The sequence below is a fragment of the Streptosporangium sp. NPDC001559 genome (assembly GCF_042893955.1).
Classification (GTDB): domain Bacteria; phylum Actinomycetota; class Actinomycetes; order Streptosporangiales; family Streptosporangiaceae; genus Streptosporangium.
Map to the genome: position 1 here is coordinate 75,978 of NZ_JBIAVG010000011.1, position 19,324 is coordinate 95,301.

At 66.8% G+C, this 19,324-nt stretch carries 17 protein-coding genes and 1 tRNA gene; 4 read left to right on the forward strand and 14 right to left on the reverse strand.

Annotated features, from left to right (window positions below; all coding sequences use genetic code 11):
* Positions 1-7: 7 nt before the first annotated feature.
* Both ACFYY8_RS24225 and fmdA read left to right on the forward strand, forming a co-directional pair.
* Entirely contained in the window at positions 8-136 is a 129-nt protein-coding gene (locus tag ACFYY8_RS24225; protein WP_390044978.1) for a hypothetical protein, read from the forward strand.
* Between the two features lie 30 nt (positions 137-166).
* A complete protein-coding gene (fmdA, locus tag ACFYY8_RS24230; RefSeq protein WP_390044513.1) occupies positions 167-1,423 on the forward strand; it encodes a formamidase in 1,257 nt (418 codons plus the stop codon).
* Positions 1,424-1,915: 492 nt separating this feature from the next.
* Here fmdA and ACFYY8_RS24235 read toward each other — a convergent pair whose 3' ends face one another.
* The 3 genes from ACFYY8_RS24235 to ACFYY8_RS24245 all read right to left on the reverse strand — a co-directional run bounded on the left by ACFYY8_RS24235 (position 1,916) and on the right by ACFYY8_RS24245 (position 4,671).
* Positions 1,916-2,086: a hypothetical protein gene (locus ACFYY8_RS24235; RefSeq protein WP_390044516.1), complete on the reverse strand. Its 171-nt coding sequence runs from the start codon at positions 2,084-2,086 to the stop codon at positions 1,916-1,918.
* 87 nt (positions 2,087-2,173) lie between these two features.
* A complete protein-coding gene (locus ACFYY8_RS24240; RefSeq protein ID WP_390044518.1) occupies positions 2,174-2,584 on the reverse strand; it encodes a hypothetical protein in 411 nt (136 codons plus the stop codon).
* 638 nt (positions 2,585-3,222) lie between these two features.
* Positions 3,223-4,671 carry an alpha/beta hydrolase gene (locus tag ACFYY8_RS24245; protein WP_390044520.1) on the reverse strand — a complete coding sequence of 483 codons (1,449 nt, stop codon included), beginning with the start codon at positions 4,669-4,671 and terminating at the stop codon, positions 3,223-3,225.
* A 368-nt stretch (positions 4,672-5,039) separates the two neighbouring features.
* Between ACFYY8_RS24245 and ACFYY8_RS24250 the strand changes: the two genes are divergently transcribed.
* Positions 5,040-5,339, forward strand: a complete 300-nt coding sequence (locus ACFYY8_RS24250) for a hypothetical protein (RefSeq protein WP_390044522.1) — start codon at positions 5,040-5,042, stop codon at positions 5,337-5,339.
* Between the two features lie 194 nt (positions 5,340-5,533).
* Here ACFYY8_RS24250 and ACFYY8_RS24255 read toward each other — a convergent pair whose 3' ends face one another.
* The 3 genes from ACFYY8_RS24255 to ACFYY8_RS24265 form a co-directional block, all read right to left on the reverse strand.
* Positions 5,534-6,148, reverse strand: a complete 615-nt coding sequence (locus tag ACFYY8_RS24255) for a DUF6461 domain-containing protein (RefSeq protein ID WP_390044524.1) — start codon at positions 6,146-6,148, stop codon at positions 5,534-5,536.
* A 90-nt stretch (positions 6,149-6,238) separates the two neighbouring features.
* Positions 6,239-9,796 (reverse strand): DNRLRE domain-containing protein, encoded by a 3,558-nt coding sequence (locus ACFYY8_RS24260; protein ID WP_390044526.1) that lies wholly within the window; start codon positions 9,794-9,796, stop codon positions 6,239-6,241.
* 1,107 nt (positions 9,797-10,903) lie between these two features.
* Positions 10,904-11,125 carry a hypothetical protein gene (locus ACFYY8_RS24265; protein WP_390044528.1) on the reverse strand — a complete coding sequence of 74 codons (222 nt, stop codon included), beginning with the start codon at positions 11,123-11,125 and terminating at the stop codon, positions 10,904-10,906.
* Positions 11,126-11,217: 92 nt separating this feature from the next.
* Between ACFYY8_RS24265 and ACFYY8_RS24270 the strand changes: the two genes are divergently transcribed.
* Positions 11,218-11,814 carry a tyrosine-type recombinase/integrase gene (locus ACFYY8_RS24270; protein WP_390044530.1) on the forward strand — a complete coding sequence of 199 codons (597 nt, stop codon included), beginning with the start codon at positions 11,218-11,220 and terminating at the stop codon, positions 11,812-11,814.
* Positions 11,815-11,910: 96 nt separating this feature from the next.
* On the opposite strand, the gene ACFYY8_RS24275 is transcribed toward ACFYY8_RS24270, so the two are convergent.
* The 8 genes from ACFYY8_RS24275 to ACFYY8_RS24310 all read right to left on the reverse strand — a co-directional run bounded on the left by ACFYY8_RS24275 (position 11,911) and on the right by ACFYY8_RS24310 (position 19,322).
* A tRNA-Thr gene (locus ACFYY8_RS24275) sits at positions 11,911-11,984 on the reverse strand.
* Between the two features lie 68 nt (positions 11,985-12,052).
* On the reverse strand, positions 12,053-13,576 hold the full coding sequence (locus ACFYY8_RS24280; protein ID WP_390044532.1) for an alpha/beta hydrolase: 1,524 nt from the start codon (positions 13,574-13,576) through the stop codon (positions 12,053-12,055).
* Positions 13,577-13,631: 55 nt separating this feature from the next.
* Positions 13,632-14,456: a stage 0 sporulation family protein gene (locus tag ACFYY8_RS24285; RefSeq protein ID WP_390044962.1), complete on the reverse strand. Its 825-nt coding sequence runs from the start codon at positions 14,454-14,456 to the stop codon at positions 13,632-13,634.
* 94 nt (positions 14,457-14,550) lie between these two features.
* A complete protein-coding gene (locus tag ACFYY8_RS24290; RefSeq protein ID WP_390044534.1) occupies positions 14,551-15,225 on the reverse strand; it encodes a permease-like cell division protein FtsX in 675 nt (224 codons plus the stop codon).
* Positions 15,222-15,821: a SigE family RNA polymerase sigma factor gene (locus tag ACFYY8_RS24295; protein ID WP_390044536.1), complete on the reverse strand. Its 600-nt coding sequence runs from the start codon at positions 15,819-15,821 to the stop codon at positions 15,222-15,224. Before ACFYY8_RS24295 ends, ACFYY8_RS24290 begins: the two co-directional genes overlap by 4 nt.
* Positions 15,822-15,872: 51 nt before the next feature.
* Positions 15,873-17,027: a glycosyltransferase family 4 protein gene (locus ACFYY8_RS24300; protein WP_390044538.1), complete on the reverse strand. Its 1,155-nt coding sequence runs from the start codon at positions 17,025-17,027 to the stop codon at positions 15,873-15,875.
* Entirely contained in the window at positions 17,024-17,782 is a 759-nt protein-coding gene (locus tag ACFYY8_RS24305) for a hypothetical protein (RefSeq protein WP_390044540.1), read from the reverse strand. Before ACFYY8_RS24305 ends, ACFYY8_RS24300 begins: the two co-directional genes overlap by 4 nt.
* A gap of 358 nt (positions 17,783-18,140) precedes the next feature.
* Positions 18,141-19,322 carry a DNA polymerase III subunit delta' gene (locus tag ACFYY8_RS24310; RefSeq protein WP_390044542.1) on the reverse strand — a complete coding sequence of 394 codons (1,182 nt, stop codon included), beginning with the start codon at positions 19,320-19,322 and terminating at the stop codon, positions 18,141-18,143.
* Positions 19,323-19,324: the final 2 nt, after the last annotated feature.

A 19,324-nucleotide genomic window follows, 5' to 3' on the forward strand; every position in this document is an offset into this window, starting at 1 on the left:
AACCGCCGTGTCCACGCGGTTGCAGCGCGCGGAGCGCAGCGCCTCCGAGCCCGAAGTCGTCACGTCCCTGCCGCCGCGCCGTACCGGAGGCGCGGTGGCCGTCCATCCCGCCACCGCCCGCCTGCCGCGGCCGTGACCGTCCCGCAGTGCCGAAAGGAATCCAGCCGTGCCAGAGTTGATTTTCCCGCTCGACTCGACGAAGAAGTTCACCGACCAGGCCAAGATCGGTCACAACCGTTGGCACCCCGAGATCCCGCCTGTGGCACGGGTCAAGCCCGGCGACAGCTTCCGGGTCCACTGCCGGGAGTGGTTCGACGGCGCGATCCACAACGACGACTCCGCCGAGGACGTCCGTGACGCCCCGTTGATGAAGGTGCACGCGCTCAGCGGCCCGTTCGCGGTCGAGGGGGCCGAGCCGGGCGACCTGCTGGTCGTGGACGTCCTCGACCTGGGGCCCATCCCCCAGGAGGACAGCGGCCCACTGGCCGGTCAGGGCTGGGGTTACACCGGGATCTTCCCCACCAAGAACGGCGGGGGGTTCCTCACCGAGCAGTTCCCCGACGCCTACAAGGCGATCTGGGACTTCTCCGGCCAGGTCGCCACATCACGCCATATCCCAGCGGTGTCGTTCACCGGCATCGCCCACCCCGGGCTCATGGGCACCGCGCCGTCGGCGGCGCTGCTGTCGAAGTGGAACGCGCGGGAGTCGGCACTGATAGCCACAGACCCGCAGAGGGTGCCGCCGCTGGCCCTGTCTCCCGAGCCCCGGGAGGCCATCCTCGGCGGTGTCTCCCCGTCCGAGTTCGACCGGGTCGCGGCCGAGGCCGCCCGTACCGCGCCGCCGCGAGAGAACGGCGGCAACCAGGACATCAAGAACCTCACCCGGGGCTCCCGAATCTTCTACCCGGTGTACGTATCCGGTGCGAACCTGTCGGTCGGCGACCTGCACTTCTCGCAGGGCGACGGCGAGATCACCTTCTGCGGCGCCATCGAGATGGGCGGCTTCATCGACCTGCGGGTCGACGTCATCAAGGACGGCATGCAGACCTACCGTGTCGGCGAGAACGCCATCTTCATGCCGGGCCGCACGGACCCTCAGTACAGCGAGTGGCTGGCCTTCTCCGGAGTGTCCGTCACCCTGGACGGCGAGCAGCGCTACCTCGACTCGCAGCTGGCCTACCAGCGGGCCTGCCTGCACGCGATCGACTACCTGACGGCGTTCGGCTACAGCCCCGAGCAGGCGTATCTGTTGCTCGGCGCCGCGCCGATCGAGGGCCGGCTGTCGGGGGTGGTGGACATCCCCAACTCCTGCGCCACCGTCTATCTGCCAACCGCGATCTTCGACTTCGACGTCCGTCCCGGCGCGTCCGGCCCGTTCCGCGTACCGCAGGGCACCAGCGCCCCGCACGCCAGCTTCGACTGAACCGCCGACCGCCCTGTTCGAGCACTGAAGACATCGATTCTGCTCACGAGTGGGAACGCCGCCGCCAACGCCATGGCTACCTCAGCCATGGTCGGTGGTGAGACTCGACGGAGAAGGGCCCCGGCCGGCTCTGGAGTATGCCCGGAGGATCCCTCCCCCGTTTCCGGGAGCGATCGCACCACACACCACCGTCACAAAGATGTCCTCTCGGGCGACTGCCGGAGCTGCGTCTCGTACAGGTCCACTTGATAGATGGTGGTGGGAAACTCCGGTTCCCGATCGTTCTCCAGGAGCTCCGTCTGTATCCGAACCCGCCAGGTCGTTTCTCGCCGGCCCACACCAAAGAGAAGGTGGTGTTGGTCAGCCTCGCTGTGGTTCACCCTGACGCCGGAAAAAGCTCCCCTCCCATGACTTCTGCCATGAATGGCCGGCGGGAGGCTGACCGCTCCACAGCTCGAACCGAGCGTAACGTGTGCCGTAACGGTTGGAACCTCAGAGGATCACGCTGCCGGAGCCGACTTCCAGCCGGTCCTGCCCCGGCGGACCGGACTCATCGCCCCACGTCCCAGGCCCGTCTGGCTGGTCGCCCTCGAGGATCTCACCGTCCAACAGGGAGAAGGCCTCGTGCACCTCGTCCACCACGCTTGCGAGAAGCTCCGCCATGGAAACCCACCCTCCTGCTGGATCTCCCCAACCGGAACCACGCACGGCGTCTGTACGGCAAGGGCCTCTAACATCCCCGTAGAACCATCAGAGAAGTTGCGCCTCGGCATGGTCTGTCTGCCGCCTCTTCCGTTCGATGCCTACGGCGCGAACGATCAGGTAAGCCAGCAGCAGCACCCCCACGACGAGGACACCCACGCGGATCGCGGGGGTCTCAAGGTCTCTTGACGCCCCTTTGAGCACGAAGAAGGCACCCAGGTAGAGCACGAAGCCTCGCCCGTCGAACCACAGGTGGACACGGGGAATGCCGTTGAGGATCATCAAACTGAGAATCACGTAAGCAAAGATCAGGTAGCCCGGTACGGAATCCATCGGCGGCCCCAACCAGAGGCAGGCCGCTCCGCCTATGGAGCCGATCAGCGACATTATGATCGCGGTCACCTTCTGTGACTTGGACAGCGCGTTGAACCACGACGAAGGCCGATCTGCGGAACTCACGAGATCAATCTCGCATAGGACGACGACCCACCGCCAGGCATGGCCTGGATGCTCCTACCGCCGACATGCCCATGGAGACGGTCCCACCCTGGCCGTAGTCGTCAGGCGGACCCGTCAGCTGAAACGGCCGGACAGACTGTCAGTGACGACGATGACCGGTCCGCGCCGGTTGGCCGCGGCGATCCGCTGAAGCAACCGGATCCAACCGTCACTGTCACGCGAGGGCGCACTCGACCCGTCGCGGATACGCAACCCAGGTCTTGTCAGTACCGCGGGAGCAGGTCAGCGGAGCTTTGACGCGGTACCCGCCGGACGACCAGCCCGGGGCGGGCGGAAGGCGGTCAAGCTGTTCGGCATCCACCGCGGCGGGCCGCTCCCATCGGCCGCCGCCCGGGCGCCCGGGCGGGGCCGAACGCGCCAAGGCGATGTCCGCCCGCGTTCGGCCCTCGTCGGTGTCCGGCCTCGGGCGCGCGAACAGTGGTTTCGGCATGATGATCTCCCGAACCATCGTTCCCCCTGCCCGGCCGACATCCACACCCTCGATCAGCAACGCGGCACCGGACACCCTGGGGAAGCTGGAGCGAGCCGACTACCCACAGGGTGGACGCCGCGACTGAATACCGGAGCCCTCGCCGGGTTCAGCGGCAGACCGTACCGGGCACAGGGAGCGTCCCGGAGATCAGGTAACGGTCGACGCTCCCGGTCGCGCAGGCGTTACGCAGGTATGCGGTGTGCCCGTCGCCGTCATAGGTCAGCACCTGTGACCCCTTGATGCCCCTGGCCAGGCTCTTGGCCCAGACGAGCGGCGTCGCGGGATCATGCGTGTTCCCGACCAGCAGAACGGGCGGCACCTGGGTGATGCGCACCGGCCGCTGCGGATTGGACGGCTGAACGGGCCATCCCAGGCATCCGGTCGTCATGTCCCAGAACTCCGATGTCCCGCGCATGTGCGGGGCCCTCCGTGCGGCGTCCCGAGCCCAGGCCCTGAGCTGCGGGAATCCGTTGATTCCAGGGTCGATGTCCTGACAGAGGACCGCCCGGTAGGCCGAGGTCATCGCGGAGTTGTCCAGCGCCTCGGTCCGCATCTGCCCGAAGATCTCCGCATCGCCCTCCTCAGCCTGAACGATGCCCCGGGCCAGATCGCCGTTGAAGTCGGGGGCCAGCGTGAGCATCGCGTACGCGACATAGCGCATTTCGTCCGCCGTCAGCGGACGCCCGCCGGTCACCGGAATCGGCGTCTTCTCCGCCTTGCGCATCAGCGCGTCCCACACCTGCGGTACGGACCGACCGTGCAGCTCGCATTCCTTCGTCCGCTCGCACCATTCGCCGAACCTGTCGAACCCGTCCTCCACCGCCGCCGCCGCGTCCCGCACCATCTGGCGCGAGCCCATCCCGTGATCGACGATCCCGTCCAGGGCCATCGCCCGTACCCGGTCGGGGAACCGCCGCGCGTACTCGGTCCCCAGCATGCTCCCGTAGGACCGTCCCAGGTAGCTGATCTGCTCCTCGCCCAGCGCGGCCCGCACCGCGTCGAAGTCTCGCGCCACACTCCCGGTGTCCACGTGACCGATCAACGGCCCGCAACTCACGCCCACGGCCCGGTTGTGCGCGACAAGGCGGTCATACTCCCACCGCGTCTCAGGGAACTGCGTGACAGCCGGATCATGCACCGCCTTCCCGCACTGGATCTGCCCACTGCCGGCGACCCCGCGCGGATCGATCCCGACGATGTCGAACCGCTCGCGTAACTCCTCGGAGAAGTAGTACTGCGACCAATTCCGCACCAGATAGGCCGCACCCGTCCCTGGTCCGCCCGGGTTGTAGAACAGCGTCCCGACCCGTTGTCCGGTGGCCTTGCGACGCGTCATGTTCAGCGAGATCCGAGGCCCGTCCGGCTTCGCCCAGTCCACCGGCACCGCGAGGGCGCCGCACTCGGCCCCGGGTTCCTCCCCGCAGGCTCGCCAGTCGATCGTGTCCGTACCGGTCGCACTCACTGCTTGGGTCACTTGGCCGGTCGCGGCGGCAGGTGCCGCGGGAACCGCTACCGCGATCAGCGCCAAGCCCGTGATGAGGGGTGTCCATTTCATGATCTAGATCGTCCCCAGCTCACCGGCCTCCGCCATCGGCCGAACGGACGATAGTTCATCGGATACAGAAAGATCAGCGGACCGACCCGAAGGGGTCATCTGACCCTTCCCTCGTATCGTGGAGATCTGGCCTAAGGGGGAGGTCGGAGCATGGGAGAGACCAGACGGCCGCCGAGGCCGCCGCTTTGGCGGCCGATCGGCATTGGCACCGCTACAGCGCCGGAGCCAGAGCCAAGGGCGCGCGCTTTTACCTGTGGGCCTGGACCCGTATCGATGCCGATAAGCCCGGCGGTCACCGCTGACTGCTGATCCGCCGTCATCCCACCACCGGAAAGCTGGCCTTCTACCGCTGCTACGCCCCCGTTGCGATGCCGTTGCCGAAGCTGGTGTGTGTCGCGGGTATGCGCTGGGCGGTGGAGGAGTCCTTCCAAGCGGCCAAAGGCCAGGTCGGCCTGGACCACTACCAGGTTCGCAGCTGGATCGGCTGGTATCGGCGCATCACACTGGCCATGCTCGCGCTGGTGCTGTTGGCCGTTTTGGCCGCACGTCAGCCAGACAGTGGCTCTGAGCACATCCCGCTGACGATGCCCGAGATCCGTCGTCCACTGGACGTACTCGTTCTTGCCCGGCCTCGCGAGATCTCGGAGGTTCTGCGCTGGTCACAGTAGCGTCGCCATCATCAGGCCATCGCTCGCCGGTGCCGCTAAGCGCAGAACCCAACCATGATCTCAAAATGTCACTGGAGTACTAGGCGATGACCACATGCTTTCACCGGATCCGTCATGTTCCCGGGGAGGGTGGCTCCCGGGGCACCTGGCCACGATCCGAAGCCGCGGCGGCACGGGATCCACCGGAGAGCCCGCTACCTCTCGTCCTCGTACAGGAGGGTGGGCAGGGGACCGTCGAGGAGAACAGGTTCCAGCCTGACGCCACTGGCCAGTTCGACGACCGTCATCCCCGCCGCCCACCATCGGATAAGTGTCTGCTCGTATCTGGAGTCGTCGTCATCTTCGTCCACGTCCACATGCTCGGTGAGGAATTCGTGATAGCGGTCGAAGACATCAGGTTCGTCCCCGCTGGCTGACGACTCGTAGAGGAAGTCGTAGGTGGCTAGACACCTTCCGTCGCGGGCGTAGGTGAGCCAGGCCTGCTGGTCGATGTTCCAGGAGACGCTCCATATCCGGGCGTCGACGCTGAGGGACTCCAGTAGGCCGGGGGAGGAGAGTCGCGCCCCGTGCGGTTCGACGGTCATCACAGCGGACTGGGCCGTGACGAGATGGAGCGGGGCCCCGTCGAGCTCAGGCCATTCATCGAGGGCGTGCTGCCGTAGTTCGCCCGCCTCATGCCCGAGGCGGCGCACGACCTCCTCGACGGTCAGTGTCCGCGAGTCTCCCCGTAGGACGCCCCAGCAGGCGCCGAGCTCGATGGGCTGGCTCCTGAGCAGGGATCTGTAGTGCTGGAACACGTCTTCGTACATGACCTGACCTGCCCAGGGAGCGAGGAATGACGGGGGAACGGATATCCGTTCCCCCGTCATCCTACTCCGTTCCTGATTTCTATCGCATTTCTAGTGCGAAGATGCCGGGCGGGTGACGTTGACGTAGAACGGGTCCCAGTTCAGGACGTCCCTCTGCAGGGAACCGTCGCGGCCCAGGATTCTTTGGTTGGTGAGGAAACGCCCCAGCTTTCCGCCCGCACTGGAGTTTACGGTCTTGGTCACCGGGCGTACCGAATATGACTGGTTCGACGTCCTGGAGGCACTCGACGTCGTGGAGTTGAAAGGATACTCGTCACATTGCCTGATGCTCTTATCGTAGTCCGGTAGTTTGTCGCATTCAGCCCTGATGATGCGACCGCTGGCCCTGTTCCAGGTCGCGTTGACCGACCTGTAGAGGGGGGACGGCGAACCCGACTTCCCAGGTATGGATTTGTTGGGGTTGTGCGGAATCGTCTTCAGTGGCTGGTTGAGGGCGGTCCAGACATGTCCCGCGACGGACCGGTACGTAGAGTTCGGATCATTTGACGGTACGGTCGGATCAGCCGGATCTGACAGCCCGTACGTCAGCGTCGGCGCCTCGTAGTAGACCACGCACCCCGCGCCGATGGAACTGACGAGATATGCGGCGCTGTCACATCGGATCGATGGGACGGTGTCGTAGGATCGCGCCGAAACGGTCTCCGTCAGGCTTGTCACCTTCGACCAGAAACGCGGCTTACAGACCGCGACGGTGTCCAGATCGTCGTAGTCGTTGTCGTCGACGGAGGTCACGGTGAAAACGGCTTCCGTGTTGGGCCACGCCGAATGGTGATACGTGTACGAGGTCTGACCGACGATCTGGCAGCGTTGCGTTCCTGGCGGCTTTTCCAGGTTCATGCCCAGGGTGACCCTGGCCCAGCGCGGATACGCGCGCCCCTTGAACGTGAAGTTGTTTATCGTGACGCGGACCTGGAAAGTGCGCTCGTGTTTGTCCTTGCCAGCGTTGTAACTCCGGATCCGGACGGTCGCCTCACCGTTGATGTAGTGGTTGACCTGCGGTGTCGACCAACTCCTGCTCTCCATGCCGACCTGGCGGATGGCGCACCAGTTGAAGCGGTCCTTTTGCCAGCCGCCTGGGTAGAAGGTCGTCTGGGTGTTGACACCCGGACGTTTCGCCTCAGCCGTGTGTTGCCGGCACTCGGCCTCGGTCATGAAACCGCCGCCGACCGGGACCGCCGCGGTGTTCGCCTTCACCTTCGCCGAACCCGCCGAGCTCGTCGTTCTGGCGGTTGCGGGTGGTCCGACCACGGTCACCGACAGCACCGGTGCGGCGGGATCCGGTTGCTCCGACGTGGTCGAGTCGAAGTAACGCTCAAGCGAGCCCGGCTGAGCCTCGGGCACTGCGCGAAGCTGGATTCCGTGGTCGACCGCGCCCGACGCCCACGCACTGGCCATAGGGGTGACGGTCCAGCTGATGTCCGCCACATCCTCGCAGGGCGGGTCTGAATCGGCACCGATCTGGGTGGTGCTCGTTGTGGGCTGGGAGTCCCACGTCAAGCTCGCCTCATTCCACGGACCGGTGACCTGGGACGCCTTGATCGCGGCGGTGCCATCGGGGCAGTAGCCGTATCGGTTGCGGAGCTTCAGTTGCGCGTTCACCACCGTCTTGCCGGCCAGGGCCGAGGTGTCGAACTTCAGGTACGTCCGGGAGAGGTCGTAGGTGCCGTCCTCCCAGTCATAGCTGCCCGCGGCGAGCTCTGGATCGCCCTGCTCCTCGTACCCCCAGTTGGTGGTGGTGATGGCGGACGTCAGAGGCAGTTCCAGGACTTCTTCCTCTCCTGGTGAACCAGTGGGAGAGGGAGAGCCTGTAGGAGTAGGAGTAGGAGAGGGAGAGGCGTCAGGGTCGTCGGGCTCAACGCGGTAACCGGGACCGGTGTCCGGATCTTCGAGATCCGCGAGCTCTTCCGGGGTCAGATCCGGGGGAGTCTCCTGGGTGTCGGCGTTGACGTCGAATGACTCGCTCGCCGACTTGGCCGCCTCGACGATCTTCCGATCGTCGGTGAGGGGGAACGTGGGATTCGTCTCGGAGGTCTCCCGGCTCTTGATGTCGTCGATCTCAGCCTGGGAAGGCGAACTCGACGGCTTCTCCGCCTGGAAGTAGGAGTACTGCTGCGAGGGCTCGAACTCGATGAACAGGACCGGGCCGCGCGGTCCCGACGTACCCGCGGAGTAGCCGTACTCGGCTGAGCGGTACTGCCGCCAGTTCGTCGCCTCGGACTCGTTGACCGCGCGGAGCTGCAGGCCGTTGTCCGGCTCTCCGTTCGCCCAGGCCTGGGCGATACCCTCGATCGAGTAGTACAGCTCGCCCTCGCCCCATGAACAGGTGTCGCTGTAGGCGGCCTTATTGATGACCTGGTTACTGGACGTGGTCGCGGGCTGCGTGCTCCAGGAGATTGTCGACGGAGTCCACTCCTGGGTCACCTGGCGCACCAGGATGCCTGACCCGACCTCCAGGCCACAGGCATTGGAACGGTAATTCCACAGCCGCAGGTCGGCGTTGAGGATGTTGGCACCCATGAGCTGAAAAGAGGCGTCCATCTGGAAACCGATGTAGGAACGCCACGTCTCGCCGCCGTTGCTCGACTTACCGGCTCTAAGCCAGGTGGACGAGCCCTGCGAGTTCGGATACTGCGTGCTGGACACGAACGTGTCGATGGCGCGGCCGGCTCCCAGCCACTCCGAGCCTCCGGTCTGGAGGGTCACCGGGAACTGGGTGGCGGGATCTGCCAGGAAGGCGGTGTCCGCCGACAGGACCAGCCGTGAAGCATCGCCGCCCGTCGACACCTTCGCCACGGCGCGGTGGCCATCGTCCGGACCTCCTTTCATCGCCGCGGCGTCAAGCATCGGCATGTCAGGAATATCGGCTATTTTCTTTTTGCCCTCTTTGAGCTGCGTCTTCCCATTCGCGGCCGGCGCGTACGACAGTCCGCGGGGAAGCTGTACCTGCAGGCTAAGCGTGGTCTTGCGCCGGGGACGCTCACGGAACACTACTGACTGGTTGAATCCCGTCGGGGTGGCCGAGATCGCCAGGTCGATGCCCTTGCCGTACGCGTCACGGTAGGTGGCGGTGTCCCCCGCAAGAATGGGAGCGGGCAGGGTGGAGGGGGCAAGCAGCGCGGAACGGCCTCTCTCGTGCCGGAGTTTGACCACAGGGCCGCTGCCGCCAGTAGACAGCTGCAGTCCGTTCTTGGCGACCCTGGGGGCGAGGATCCCGTCCTTCTCGGCAAGAGTGGTATCGATGTCGTGCCACTGGCCTGCTCGCTTCACGCGGACCGGCCCAGTGTTCAGATAGGCCTGCATGGTCTTGCCGTCAGGCTTGGCGAAGAACTGCGCCGTCTCAGTCGTCCATGCCTCCACCTCGACCGGCGTGTGGCGGCTGACCGCCTCCCGCCTGGCCCGGTCGAGTTGCCTCGGCTGAGCGGGATCCTGCACGGAGGGTGCCGGCGGAGCCTCGGCCACGGCGGGGGCGAGGCCTGTCAGCGCGGACAGCGGGGCGGCCAGTACGACCGCGGTCAACGTGGCGGTTCCGGCGAATAACCGTCGCCGAAGCAACACGCTTCTCGGTAATAATCTTAATTTCTTGCTCATGGACTTCCTCTGATACTGGGTGATATCGCGATTGGAGTCGACAGCCAGGACTGGGATGTCATGAAACATATTCGATCTTCATTGCGCGACAGATATGTGTCAATACCCAGAGAAGTGCCGCTCCGGTCACGGAAGGTTCCCGGCCGTGGGTAGATGCGTTTAATGCGCGTAGTCAGAAGAGTTGGTTACATCCGATTTCAATCAGCTGCGATATGACTATGATATGCGTCACATCGACGCTCTCGCCAGTGTGACCTGATGCTCGCACGGTCGTAATCTGGAATTTGGGACAGGCCAATCGTGTTTGCGCTCCGGTCTGTTGTGGGGCCTGTCTGGATGACCGGTTCGGCCTTTTGCCGATCGTTCGCTGCCGGACCCCGCCCATCCGAACTGCTATGGAATCCATCCGCCGGGTCGATCTCATCTCCACACAGCGACAGGAGTCCGAACATGCAGCCCTCTGAATGGATCCCTCTGGCCATCGGCGTCTTGAACTTGGCCACCGCCCTGATTAGGCGGGCCGCCAACCGCCGCCCCTCCCCTCTCGTGAGACGAGCCGCCAGTTTCCGCCGGGCCATCCAGCACCGGCTGAGCAAAGCGACAACAATCCGTCACAAGTCGGAAATCGCCGCTCGCCAGCGCAAACGAGCACATTAGAGGGCGCACTCTTTTCAAGGGAAAATACAGCCCATTATCGGCTTCGCTTCTGCCTCTCCGGCTGGTTTGCCCATGGCGTCCTCTACCAAGAGCGACTTTAATCACCAAACCTCGGCCAACACCGGCAAAGCGTCAACTTCAATCTACTCTGCGTCATTCGGTGGCAAGGGCCGACGAAGTCGGTCCGCGGCAGTCGATCGCCCCAACCGATTACGGCCAGCACCGAAGTGAGCGATCGTCACGGCCGTCACCACGACGACATCGGTGAAGAGCTTTCTCGGCTCATAAGGTCTACCGCCTGGTGATCACAGGCGCGTGGGCGGTGCTGGTCGCGACCGGCCGAAGAGCCGCAGCGCGGCCAGCGACCGCCCGACGCGCGGCGAGACGCCGAAGGCGGATCGCCTTTAAAGACGGACAGATAAGTTTCTTTCGATCTTGGAATGAGTGTCGTCAGCCACTCTGAGCTGCGGGTACTGCGCAAGCCCAGACGCGTTCGAAGCTGTCGCGGTAGGTGGCCGCGGTGCTGTTGGGTTCGTTGCCGGTGATGTAGACGACCGGGGCGTCGGAGGCGCGGGTGCCGTAGGCGTGGAGATTGACCAACAGGTCGTTGTCGGCGCGGTAGATGGAGTTGTACAGGATCGTCCCGTGTAGCCGTACCTCGATCCCCTCCACATCCCCAAAGGACGACAGAGAGTGAGAGCGTTCCTGGTCCTGGAGACCAGGACATCGGCTCCGACGCCTTCGTCCGCACCCCGAGTGGCGACATGAGGACTGTCGGAATCACCGAGCAGGATGCGTACCCGAACTCCAGCGGTTGCCCTCCCAACCAGGATGCGGAGGAGTCCGGCGTCTTCGGCGAGGAACAGGCCGCTGTAGACGAGGATGCCGATCTCGGTCTGGGCGGCTTCGAAGAAGGTGCGCCAGATGGTGGCCGGTACGGCCCAGCCATCCTTGCCTTCAAGAAGCCGAAGGGCAAGCCCAAGCGGCCCGTACCGCTGCCGCCCCTGATTCCGCTCCTGAAGGCGCACCGCGCCCGCCAGGCAGCGGAGAGGCTCGCGGCGGGAGAGGCGTGGGAGGACTTCGACCTGGTCTTCGCGCAGCGGAACGGGCATCCGATCGACAAGCATGATGACTGGGAGGAATGGAAGGAGCTACTCACCGCGGCCGGGGTGCGGGAGGCGCGCGTCCACGACGCACGGCACACCGCGGCGACGCTTCTGATCGAGCAGGGCGTCCATGTCCGGACCGTTCAGGAGATCCTCGGCCACTCGGACATCCGGGTCACCCAGCGTTACACCCATATCGCCTCTCCGATGGCGCAGGAGGGAATGGAGAGGATGGGACAAGCCCTCTGGAACTGAGGGCCGGAAAAGCCCGCTGAACCGCTCTGCGGGAACTGCAACCAGAATGACAAAGGCGCCCTCCCAATTTCGGGAGAACGCCCTGGTCACACTATGAGCCGCCTTCGGGATTCGAACCCGAGACCCCTTCATTACGAGTGAAGTGCTCTGGCCGACTGAGCTAAGGCGGCATGTCGCGTCCGCGTGAACGCGACCTACGGCAGTCTACAGGCTTCGCGGGGGTTTGTGCTCCACCGTGTCAGTCGATCTTCGGGCAGCGGACGCCGTCCTCGGGAACGGTCAGGTTGATCAGATAGTCGTCGACCAGACGGTCCACACAGGACGAACCACTGCGGTAGGCCGTGTGACCGTCGCCGTCGAAGTCGACCAGGACGCCCGAGGAGAGCTCGCTCGCCAGGGCCTTGGCCCACTCGTACGGCGTCGCCGGGTCACGCTCGGTCCCCACGACCAGGATGGGCGCGGCCCCCGGAGCGTCGATCTTCTCCTTGGGGGCCGGTTCGATCGGCCAGTAGGCGCAGGCCAGCGTCCCCCACATGATGTACGGCCCGAACAGGGGAGCGTCCTTGAGCGACTCGCGCGCCGCGGCGGCGAACTCGGTCGAACCCCTGGGGAAGGCGGAGTCGACGCAGTTGATGGCGGTGTTCGCCTCGGTCTGGTTGGCGTACTCGCCGTTCCGGTCACGGTTGACCAGCAGGTCGGCCAGGCGCAGCAGGGTGGTCCCGTCGCCACGTTGGGCGTCGGTGAGCGCACGGCGCAGAATCGGCCACGCCTGCCGTTCGTAGAGCGGGGTGACCAGGCCGAGGACGGTCCACGACTCGCCGATCGCGCGGCTGTCGGTCCTGTTGGTGAGCGGCTGCCGGTCCGCGCGGCTCAGCAGGTCGGCGATCTGCTTCCGGGCGGAGGCCACGGTGCCCTGGAAGGGGCAGTCGGGCGCGGTGAGACAGTTCTTCAGGAAGGCGTCGAGGGCCACCTCGAAGCCGCGGGCCTGGGTGACGTTCATCTCCACCGGGGTGAGCGATGGATCGACGGCGCCGTCCAGCACGAGGGCTCGCACCCGCTTGGGGAACAGGTCGGCGTAGACCGCGCCGAGTTGCGTGCCGTACGACTTGCCGAGGTAGGTGAGGCGTTCGTCGCCGAGGGCCGCGCGCAGCAGGTCCATGTCCTTGGCCGCGTTGGTGGTGCCGACGTACGGCAGGAGCTTGCCCGAGCGGGCCTGGCATCCGGCGACGTAGGCGCGCGCGCCCTTCTCCAGGGCCGCGATCTCCTCTGGGGAGTCGGGTGAGCCGTCCAGACCGGTGTAGTCGTCCAGTTCCTTCGACGACAGGCAGCGCACGGGTGCGGAGCCGCCGACCCCGCGTGGGTCGAAGCCCACCACGTCGAACCTCTCCCGTACGGCGTCGCTCAGCACCGACTGGGCGTTGCGCGCGTACTCGACGCCCGAGGCGCCGGGACCACCGGGGTTGATCAGGATGGAGCCGACCCGCTTGCCCTTCGCGGGCAGCCGGATGACGCTGATCTCGATCTTCTCGCCGTCCGGCTTGGCGTAGTCGAGGGGGACCCCCAGCTTGGCGCACTCGTAGCCACCGCCGCAGGAGGTCCACGCGAGTGAGGTGGCCGCCCCGCCGTCACGAGCGGCACCGCCGTCACGAGCGGCACCGGCGTCACGGCCGTCGCGGGCGTCCACCCCCGAACAAGCCGTCGCGAACAACGTCAGCGCCGCGAACGCGACGGCCGTACGGCGGTACCTGTGCGGTGTGACCACTCGCCTCATCCTTCTGGGTCAGGGCGTGCGAGGTCACGCGCGAGACGTTCGGATCCTACTGCGAGTCGCCGTAGGCGGCGTCGTGTTGTTTTCTCGGGGAACAGACGGAGGCGGACGGGCAGGCGCAGCGACGGCCGCCGTCGTCGAGGCGGACGACCACCGAGTCGGAGGGGACGTTGCGCCCGACCACGGTTCCCGGACCCTGCTCGGTGTCCACCTTCGCCCCGACCTTGGGCATTCTGCTCTGCGCCTCGGTGTAGAGGGGGTGTTCGTATTTCAGGCAGCACATCAGCCGCCCGCACGCCCCGGCGATGCGCATCGGGTTGACCGGCAGCTCCTGGTCCTTGGCCATCCGTACCGAGACCGGCTCGAAGTCCTTCAGGAAGGTCGCGCAGCACAGGTCACGGCCGCAGGGACCGATCCCGCCCTGCAGCCGGGCCTCGTCGCGGGGGCCGATCTGGCGCAGCTCGACACGGGCCCGCAGGTTCCTGGCCAGGTCGCGGACGAGGAGCCGGAAGTCCACCCGGTGGGGGGCGGAGAAGTAGACGGTGTAGACGTTGTCCGTGTCGAGATAGTCGACTCCGACGACCTTCATGGGCAGCTCGTGCCGCCTGATCAGCCGTTTGGCGACGCTCCTGGCCTCGGCCCGCCGACGTCTGTTGGTCTCGTCTCGGGTCAGGTGTTCCTCCCCGGCGAGGCCCTCGCACACCGGCAGGCCGTCGATCTCCTCACTCGTCCACTGCGGCGCCCAGACGCACTCGGCGACCTCGGGGCCGGCGTCGGTCGGAACCAGCACCTTGTCGCCGACCTTGGGGCTGTGACCGCCCGGATCGAGGTAGTACAGACGGCCGTATCGGGTGAAGCTCACGGCCATGATCATGCTCATATGGCTCCAGGCGGCTGGGGGTACGGCTAAGCGCCCACGCCAGTCACCCTACGCGTCACGACCGTCCCTGTGGACTCCCAAGCTCGGGTTACCTGCCCCTGCCCTTCACCGAGCACGACGGTTCGTCCTCGTCCCCGAAGAGCGTGTGGATGATGACCGACCGCAGGGAGGCGCGTTCGCGGAGGCACACGGCGTCCACGGCGACGGCCACCCCGGGTAGTTCGCTCACGGCTCCGAGCACCGCCGCCCGGTCCGCGTCCGGCCTGACCTGGACGATGAAGGCTTCCGGCATATCCGTGATCTTCACGGCCTTCAGAAGAACAGGGTTTTTGTCCTTGTACTCCCGCTGGAAGCCCTCGTAGGCCGTCCGTTGGTCCCTGAAGGAGACGCTCCCCACCTCGGGCCGCCCCTGAAGCGCCCGCTGGATGCCGGCCTTCTCCGTCTCGGTCGCCTTCCCTCCCGCGCATCCCGGGTACACGGTTGTATCACCGCTGAGACACAGGAAGACGTTGACGCTCGGCGTACCGGACTCGTCCAGAGTCCCCACGGACATGGCGACGACCTCGCTCCGGTCGGGAGAAGACAGAGCGGCGGTGACCCGTACCGTCAGGAACACGGCGACGGACGCGGCGGCGGCGACAACCGCGACCGGGACCGTCCACCGCCTGCGGCGTCGCGAAGGCACGGTCAGCGGGCGGACGTCCACGGCGGTCGAGGCGGCGGCGGACAGGGCGTCCCGCAGGCGGTTCTCCGTCTCGGTCATGACTGCTCTCCAAGGTCTCCAAGGTCTCCAGGACTTTCCGGGGTTCCGGACGCTCCGGATGCTCCGGGCGCTCCGGGGTCACCGAGGGCTCTGGCGAGGGCGGCCAGCCCGCGCGTGATGGTCGACCGGACCGTGCTCGCGCCGACGCCCATGGTCTCGGCGATCTCCGTGTCCGACAGGTCGAGGTAGTAGCGCAGCGTGAGCGCCTCCCGCTGCCTCCTGGGCAGCCTGAGCAGGGCCTGGAGCGCCTCACGACGTTCCTCGCCCAGCAGCGCCGCGTGCTCCGCCGACCAGACGGGCGGCTCGTACGGCATGGCCCGCCGCCACGCCACGGCCCTGCGTCTCAGCACGGAACGGCAACCGTTGAGCACCGCGGAGCGGACGTAGGCCAGCGCGCGTCCGGGGTCGCGCAGGCGGCGTCTGCCCGCGTGGGTGCGGGCGAACGCCTCCTGCACGACGTCCTCGGCCGTGGGCTGGTCGCCGACCATGAGCAGCGCGAGCCGTACCAGCCCGAGATGGTGGTCGGCGAACAACGCCGCGATGTCGGTGCCGTCCCTGATCGTTGGCTCTCTGTGGGAGAGCAGTTCGGCCTTCACATCACAGAGACGCTTCGGAGCGGGATCCGCTGCTTCTGCCGCCGGGAAACCTCAGTGCGTGAGGTCGGCGAAGGCCCGCTCCCAGCGGGCGGAGATCGTGGAGATGTCGTACTTCTCCGCCGTCCGCAGGGCGTTGGCGGCCATCCTGAGCCTGCCCTCCTCGTCGTCGATCATCTCCAGCAGTCCCTCGGCGAGGGCGTCCACGTCGTCGGGCGGGACCAGCAGCCCGTCATGGCCGGAGGTGATGATCTCCCGGGGGCCCCGGGGGCAGTCGAAGCTGACCACCGGGACGCCACAGGCGAACGCCTCGATGATCGTCATGCCGAAGCCCTCGAAGCGGGAGCTGACCGCGTGGATCGAGGCCTTGGCGAGTTCTCCCTCGATGTCGTCCGTCGGCCCCATGAACATGACGTTGTTGTGCAGGCGCAGTTTGACGGACGTCTTCATCAGCTTGTCGGCGATCCGGCCCTCGCCGTAGATGCGCAGCTTCCAGTCGGGGCGTTTCGTGATCACCTGGGCGAAGGCCTTCAGCAACCGGTCGTAGCCCTTGACCGGCACCAGTCTCCCCGCGGCCAGCACGATGCGGTTGTCCTGCTTCGAACGCGGGCGCGCCCCTCCGGCCAGGCCGTTGCCGATGGTGTAGACCCGGGTCGCCGCCTGGCCGAGCATGGCGCGGTAGTCGCGTTCGTCGGCCTCGGTGAGGGTGACGACCGCGTCAAGCCTGGGGTACCACTGCCGGATCTCCTCGAAGATTCCGGGCTTGTGCGCCTCGAAGTGCAGGTGCTCCTGGGCGATCCTCACGACCCCTCTGCGGGCGAACCTGGCGGCCATGATGTTCAGTCCGGCCCTGGTGGTGACGAGCACGTCGGTGCGCAGCCGCCGCAGCTCCCGCCTGAGCACCTCGTCGCTCCAGGCGGTGAAGGAGGGGTAGGCGCGCTCCTCGGGGTGGACGAGCGTGCTCTCCATCGCGCTCAGCCGCTCGGCCCGCTTCGTGTACGGCCAGCGGACCCGTGCCCCCGGCCGCAGGTCGACCAGCGAACGCAGCCTGACCTTCTCCCCCAGCGGCAGGAAGGGCCGGTCGGCGTGCTGGAAGACGCTGATCACCTCGACGTCGTGCCGTTCGGACATCTCGGTCGCCAGGTCGAAGGTGGCACGGATCGTGCCCCCCATGCCGTAGGCGTTGAGGATCAGGTAGGAGACCTTCACGCGGCCTCCTCCTCGACGCTGAAGGCGACGGCCAGGCTGTCGCTGTCGGTGTAGTACGGCCTGACCCTGATCCGGCCCACGTGCTGGGCGGGGAAGCGCACCTTGGTCTTCTTGTCGGCGACGTCGTCGAGCCGGGCGGCCAGCGGCAGCCGTACTCCCGCGATCTCGGCGTGCAGGTCCCAGAAGACGCGCTTACGCGCCTGGCCGTCGGCCATCGGTTCGATCAGGACGCTGCCGCCGAAGCGCCGTCCTCCGAAGATGGCCGGTCCGCTCACCGGTTCGGTCCCCTTGCGCGGCACGGCCACGAGCCTGGCCGCCCCCTCGTACGGCTCGCCGTAGGCGACCAGGCCCTCGACCTCGATCGCCCCGCCGTCGGCGACGACCCCGGTGACCTCGACGTACGGTTCGACCTCGCGGACGGTCAGGGCGAGGATTCCCGCCGACGTACGGAAGGCCCTGACCTCCCGGTCACGGGGGGTTCCCGCGTAGGCGACCAGGTCGTCGAGGGAGAAACCGGGGTCGTCGGTGGCCAGCGGCTCCCCTCGGTGGGAGGCCAGCCATATCCCGGCCCGCAGACCTGCCAGGTCCGTCCCGGAACGTTCCTCCCCTGTCTCCGCGTGCCGCAGAACGATCTCCGCGTCGTCGGCCGGAGCGGTCTGCCCCGGCCACTCGATCCGCAGCGTGTCGTCGTCTCTCACGCGGCTGGTGACGGCCCGCCTGCCCCCTGGCGCCGTCACGTCCCCCCGCGATCCCATGCTGACCAAGAGTCCCCCGGTCCTTCCCTGTCCATCCCCGTCGAACAGGACATGTTCGGTAGTTTTATAACGAATGCATCGAAATTTGCTGGGAATTCTAACGATGCACACCCCAACTTTGAGGGGAATTAGCCTGGAATGGTTCCATCCGATCTAGGAACCGTTCCTCACCGGGCGGCACCCGCTCCCCGCGCGCCGGACGTTCTCGCACGTCCTTGGCAGGCTCACGCCCGGCGAGCGTGAGCGAGGCCACAGGGAGGCGGGCCGTCCCGGGCGGGGTTTCATCCCGACCTGCATGCCCAAGAGACGCCGAAACCCACCCGTAAGGTTGCTTACAGGTGGTGAAAAGTCCGAAAAATCAGGCGACTGGACGCCGCAGGGAGAGCGTCATCGCCTCCACGGCCATCTGCGGGTTGACGTTGGCGGCCAGCCGCTCCCGGCACCGCATGATCGCGTCGATCCTGCGCAGGGTGTCCTCCGGCGTCGAGGAGCGGGCCAGCCCTTCGAGGTCGTCCCTGCGGTCCTCGTTGGCCAGCTCGACATGCGCCCCGAACTGTACGGCCAGCACGTCCCGGTAGAACGCGACCAGGTCGAGCAGGGCCGTGTCGATGACGTCGCGCTTGGTCCTGGTCGCCCGGGACTTCTGCCGATCCTCCAGGTCCTTGAGCGCGCCGGCCCCGCCCCGGATGAGCCCCTTGTTGAGCCCCTTGCCCGAGGAGCCCTCACCGTAGATCTTCCGCAGCTCGGCGACCTCGGACTCGTTCAGGGTCGCGGTGACCGCGGCGGCCTCCTCCTCGGCGGTCTTCACCAGCCGTTCGGCGGCCGTGACGCACTCGGCGACGCCGGTCAGCGACCTGGGGATGGACAGCACCGCGTCCCGGCGCTTACGCGCCTCCTCGTCCAGCGCCAGCCTGCGGGCTCTGTCGATGTGCCCCTGGGCGGCCCTCGCGGCGAACTCCGCCGTGGCGGGCGGCACGTTCTCCCGGGTGGCCAGCACGTGGGCGACCGCGGAGGTCGGCGGGGTGACGAGCGTGACCTGACGGCAACGCGACCTGATGGTGATCATCATGTCGTCGGGGGCGGGCGCGCACAGCAGCCAGACGGTCCTCGGCGGTGGCTCCTCGATCGCCTTGAGCAGCGCGTTCGAGGCGCCCTCCGTGGCACGGTCCGCGTCCTCGAACAGCACGACGCGCCAGCGGCCCAGGGTCGGCGCCCCGGCCGCGCGCAGGATGAGCTGACGGGTGTCCTTGATGCCGTACGACAGCCCCTGAGGCCGTACCGTCTCCAGGTCCGGGTGGGAGCCGACGGCCACCTGGTGGCACATGTCGCAGTGGCCGCACCCCTGGTCCTTGCAGAAGAGCGCGGCGGCGAAGGCCCTGGCCGCCTCCTCCCTGCCCGACCCGGGCGGGCCGGTGAACAGCCACGCGTGGGTCATCCCCGCTCCGCGCCCGCCCGCCAGGAGCTCGGCCCCCGCCACGGCGGCGCGGCGCAGCGTCAGGGCCGCCTGCTCCTGGCCCACAAGGTCATCGAAGACACCCACGT

Excerpts from the sequence above, each read along its gene's own strand:
- ACFYY8_RS24235 (WP_390044516.1), bottom strand. The coding sequence starts at position 2,086 with ATGGCGGAGCTTCTCGCAAGCGTGGTGGACGAGGTGCACGAGGCCTTC.
- ACFYY8_RS24245 (WP_390044520.1), bottom strand. The coding sequence starts at position 4,671 with ATGAAATGGACACCCCTCATCACGGGCTTGGCGCTGATCGCGGTAGCG.
- ACFYY8_RS24250 (WP_390044522.1), top strand. The coding sequence starts at position 5,040 with ATGCCGTTGCCGAAGCTGGTGTGTGTCGCGGGTATGCGCTGGGCGGTG.
- ACFYY8_RS24255 (WP_390044524.1), bottom strand. The coding sequence starts at position 6,148 with ATGTACGAAGACGTGTTCCAGCACTACAGATCCCTGCTCAGGAGCCAG.
- ACFYY8_RS24260 (WP_390044526.1), bottom strand. The coding sequence starts at position 9,796 with ATGAGCAAGAAATTAAGATTATTACCGAGAAGCGTGTTGCTTCGGCGA.
- ACFYY8_RS24270 (WP_390044530.1), top strand. The coding sequence starts at position 11,218 with ATGAGGACTGTCGGAATCACCGAGCAGGATGCGTACCCGAACTCCAGC.
- ACFYY8_RS24285 (WP_390044962.1), bottom strand. The coding sequence starts at position 14,456 with ATGATCATGGCCGTGAGCTTCACCCGATACGGCCGTCTGTACTACCTC.
- ACFYY8_RS24290 (WP_390044534.1), bottom strand. The coding sequence starts at position 15,225 with ATGACCGAGACGGAGAACCGCCTGCGGGACGCCCTGTCCGCCGCCGCC.
- ACFYY8_RS24305 (WP_390044540.1), bottom strand. The coding sequence starts at position 17,782 with ATGGGATCGCGGGGGGACGTGACGGCGCCAGGGGGCAGGCGGGCCGTC.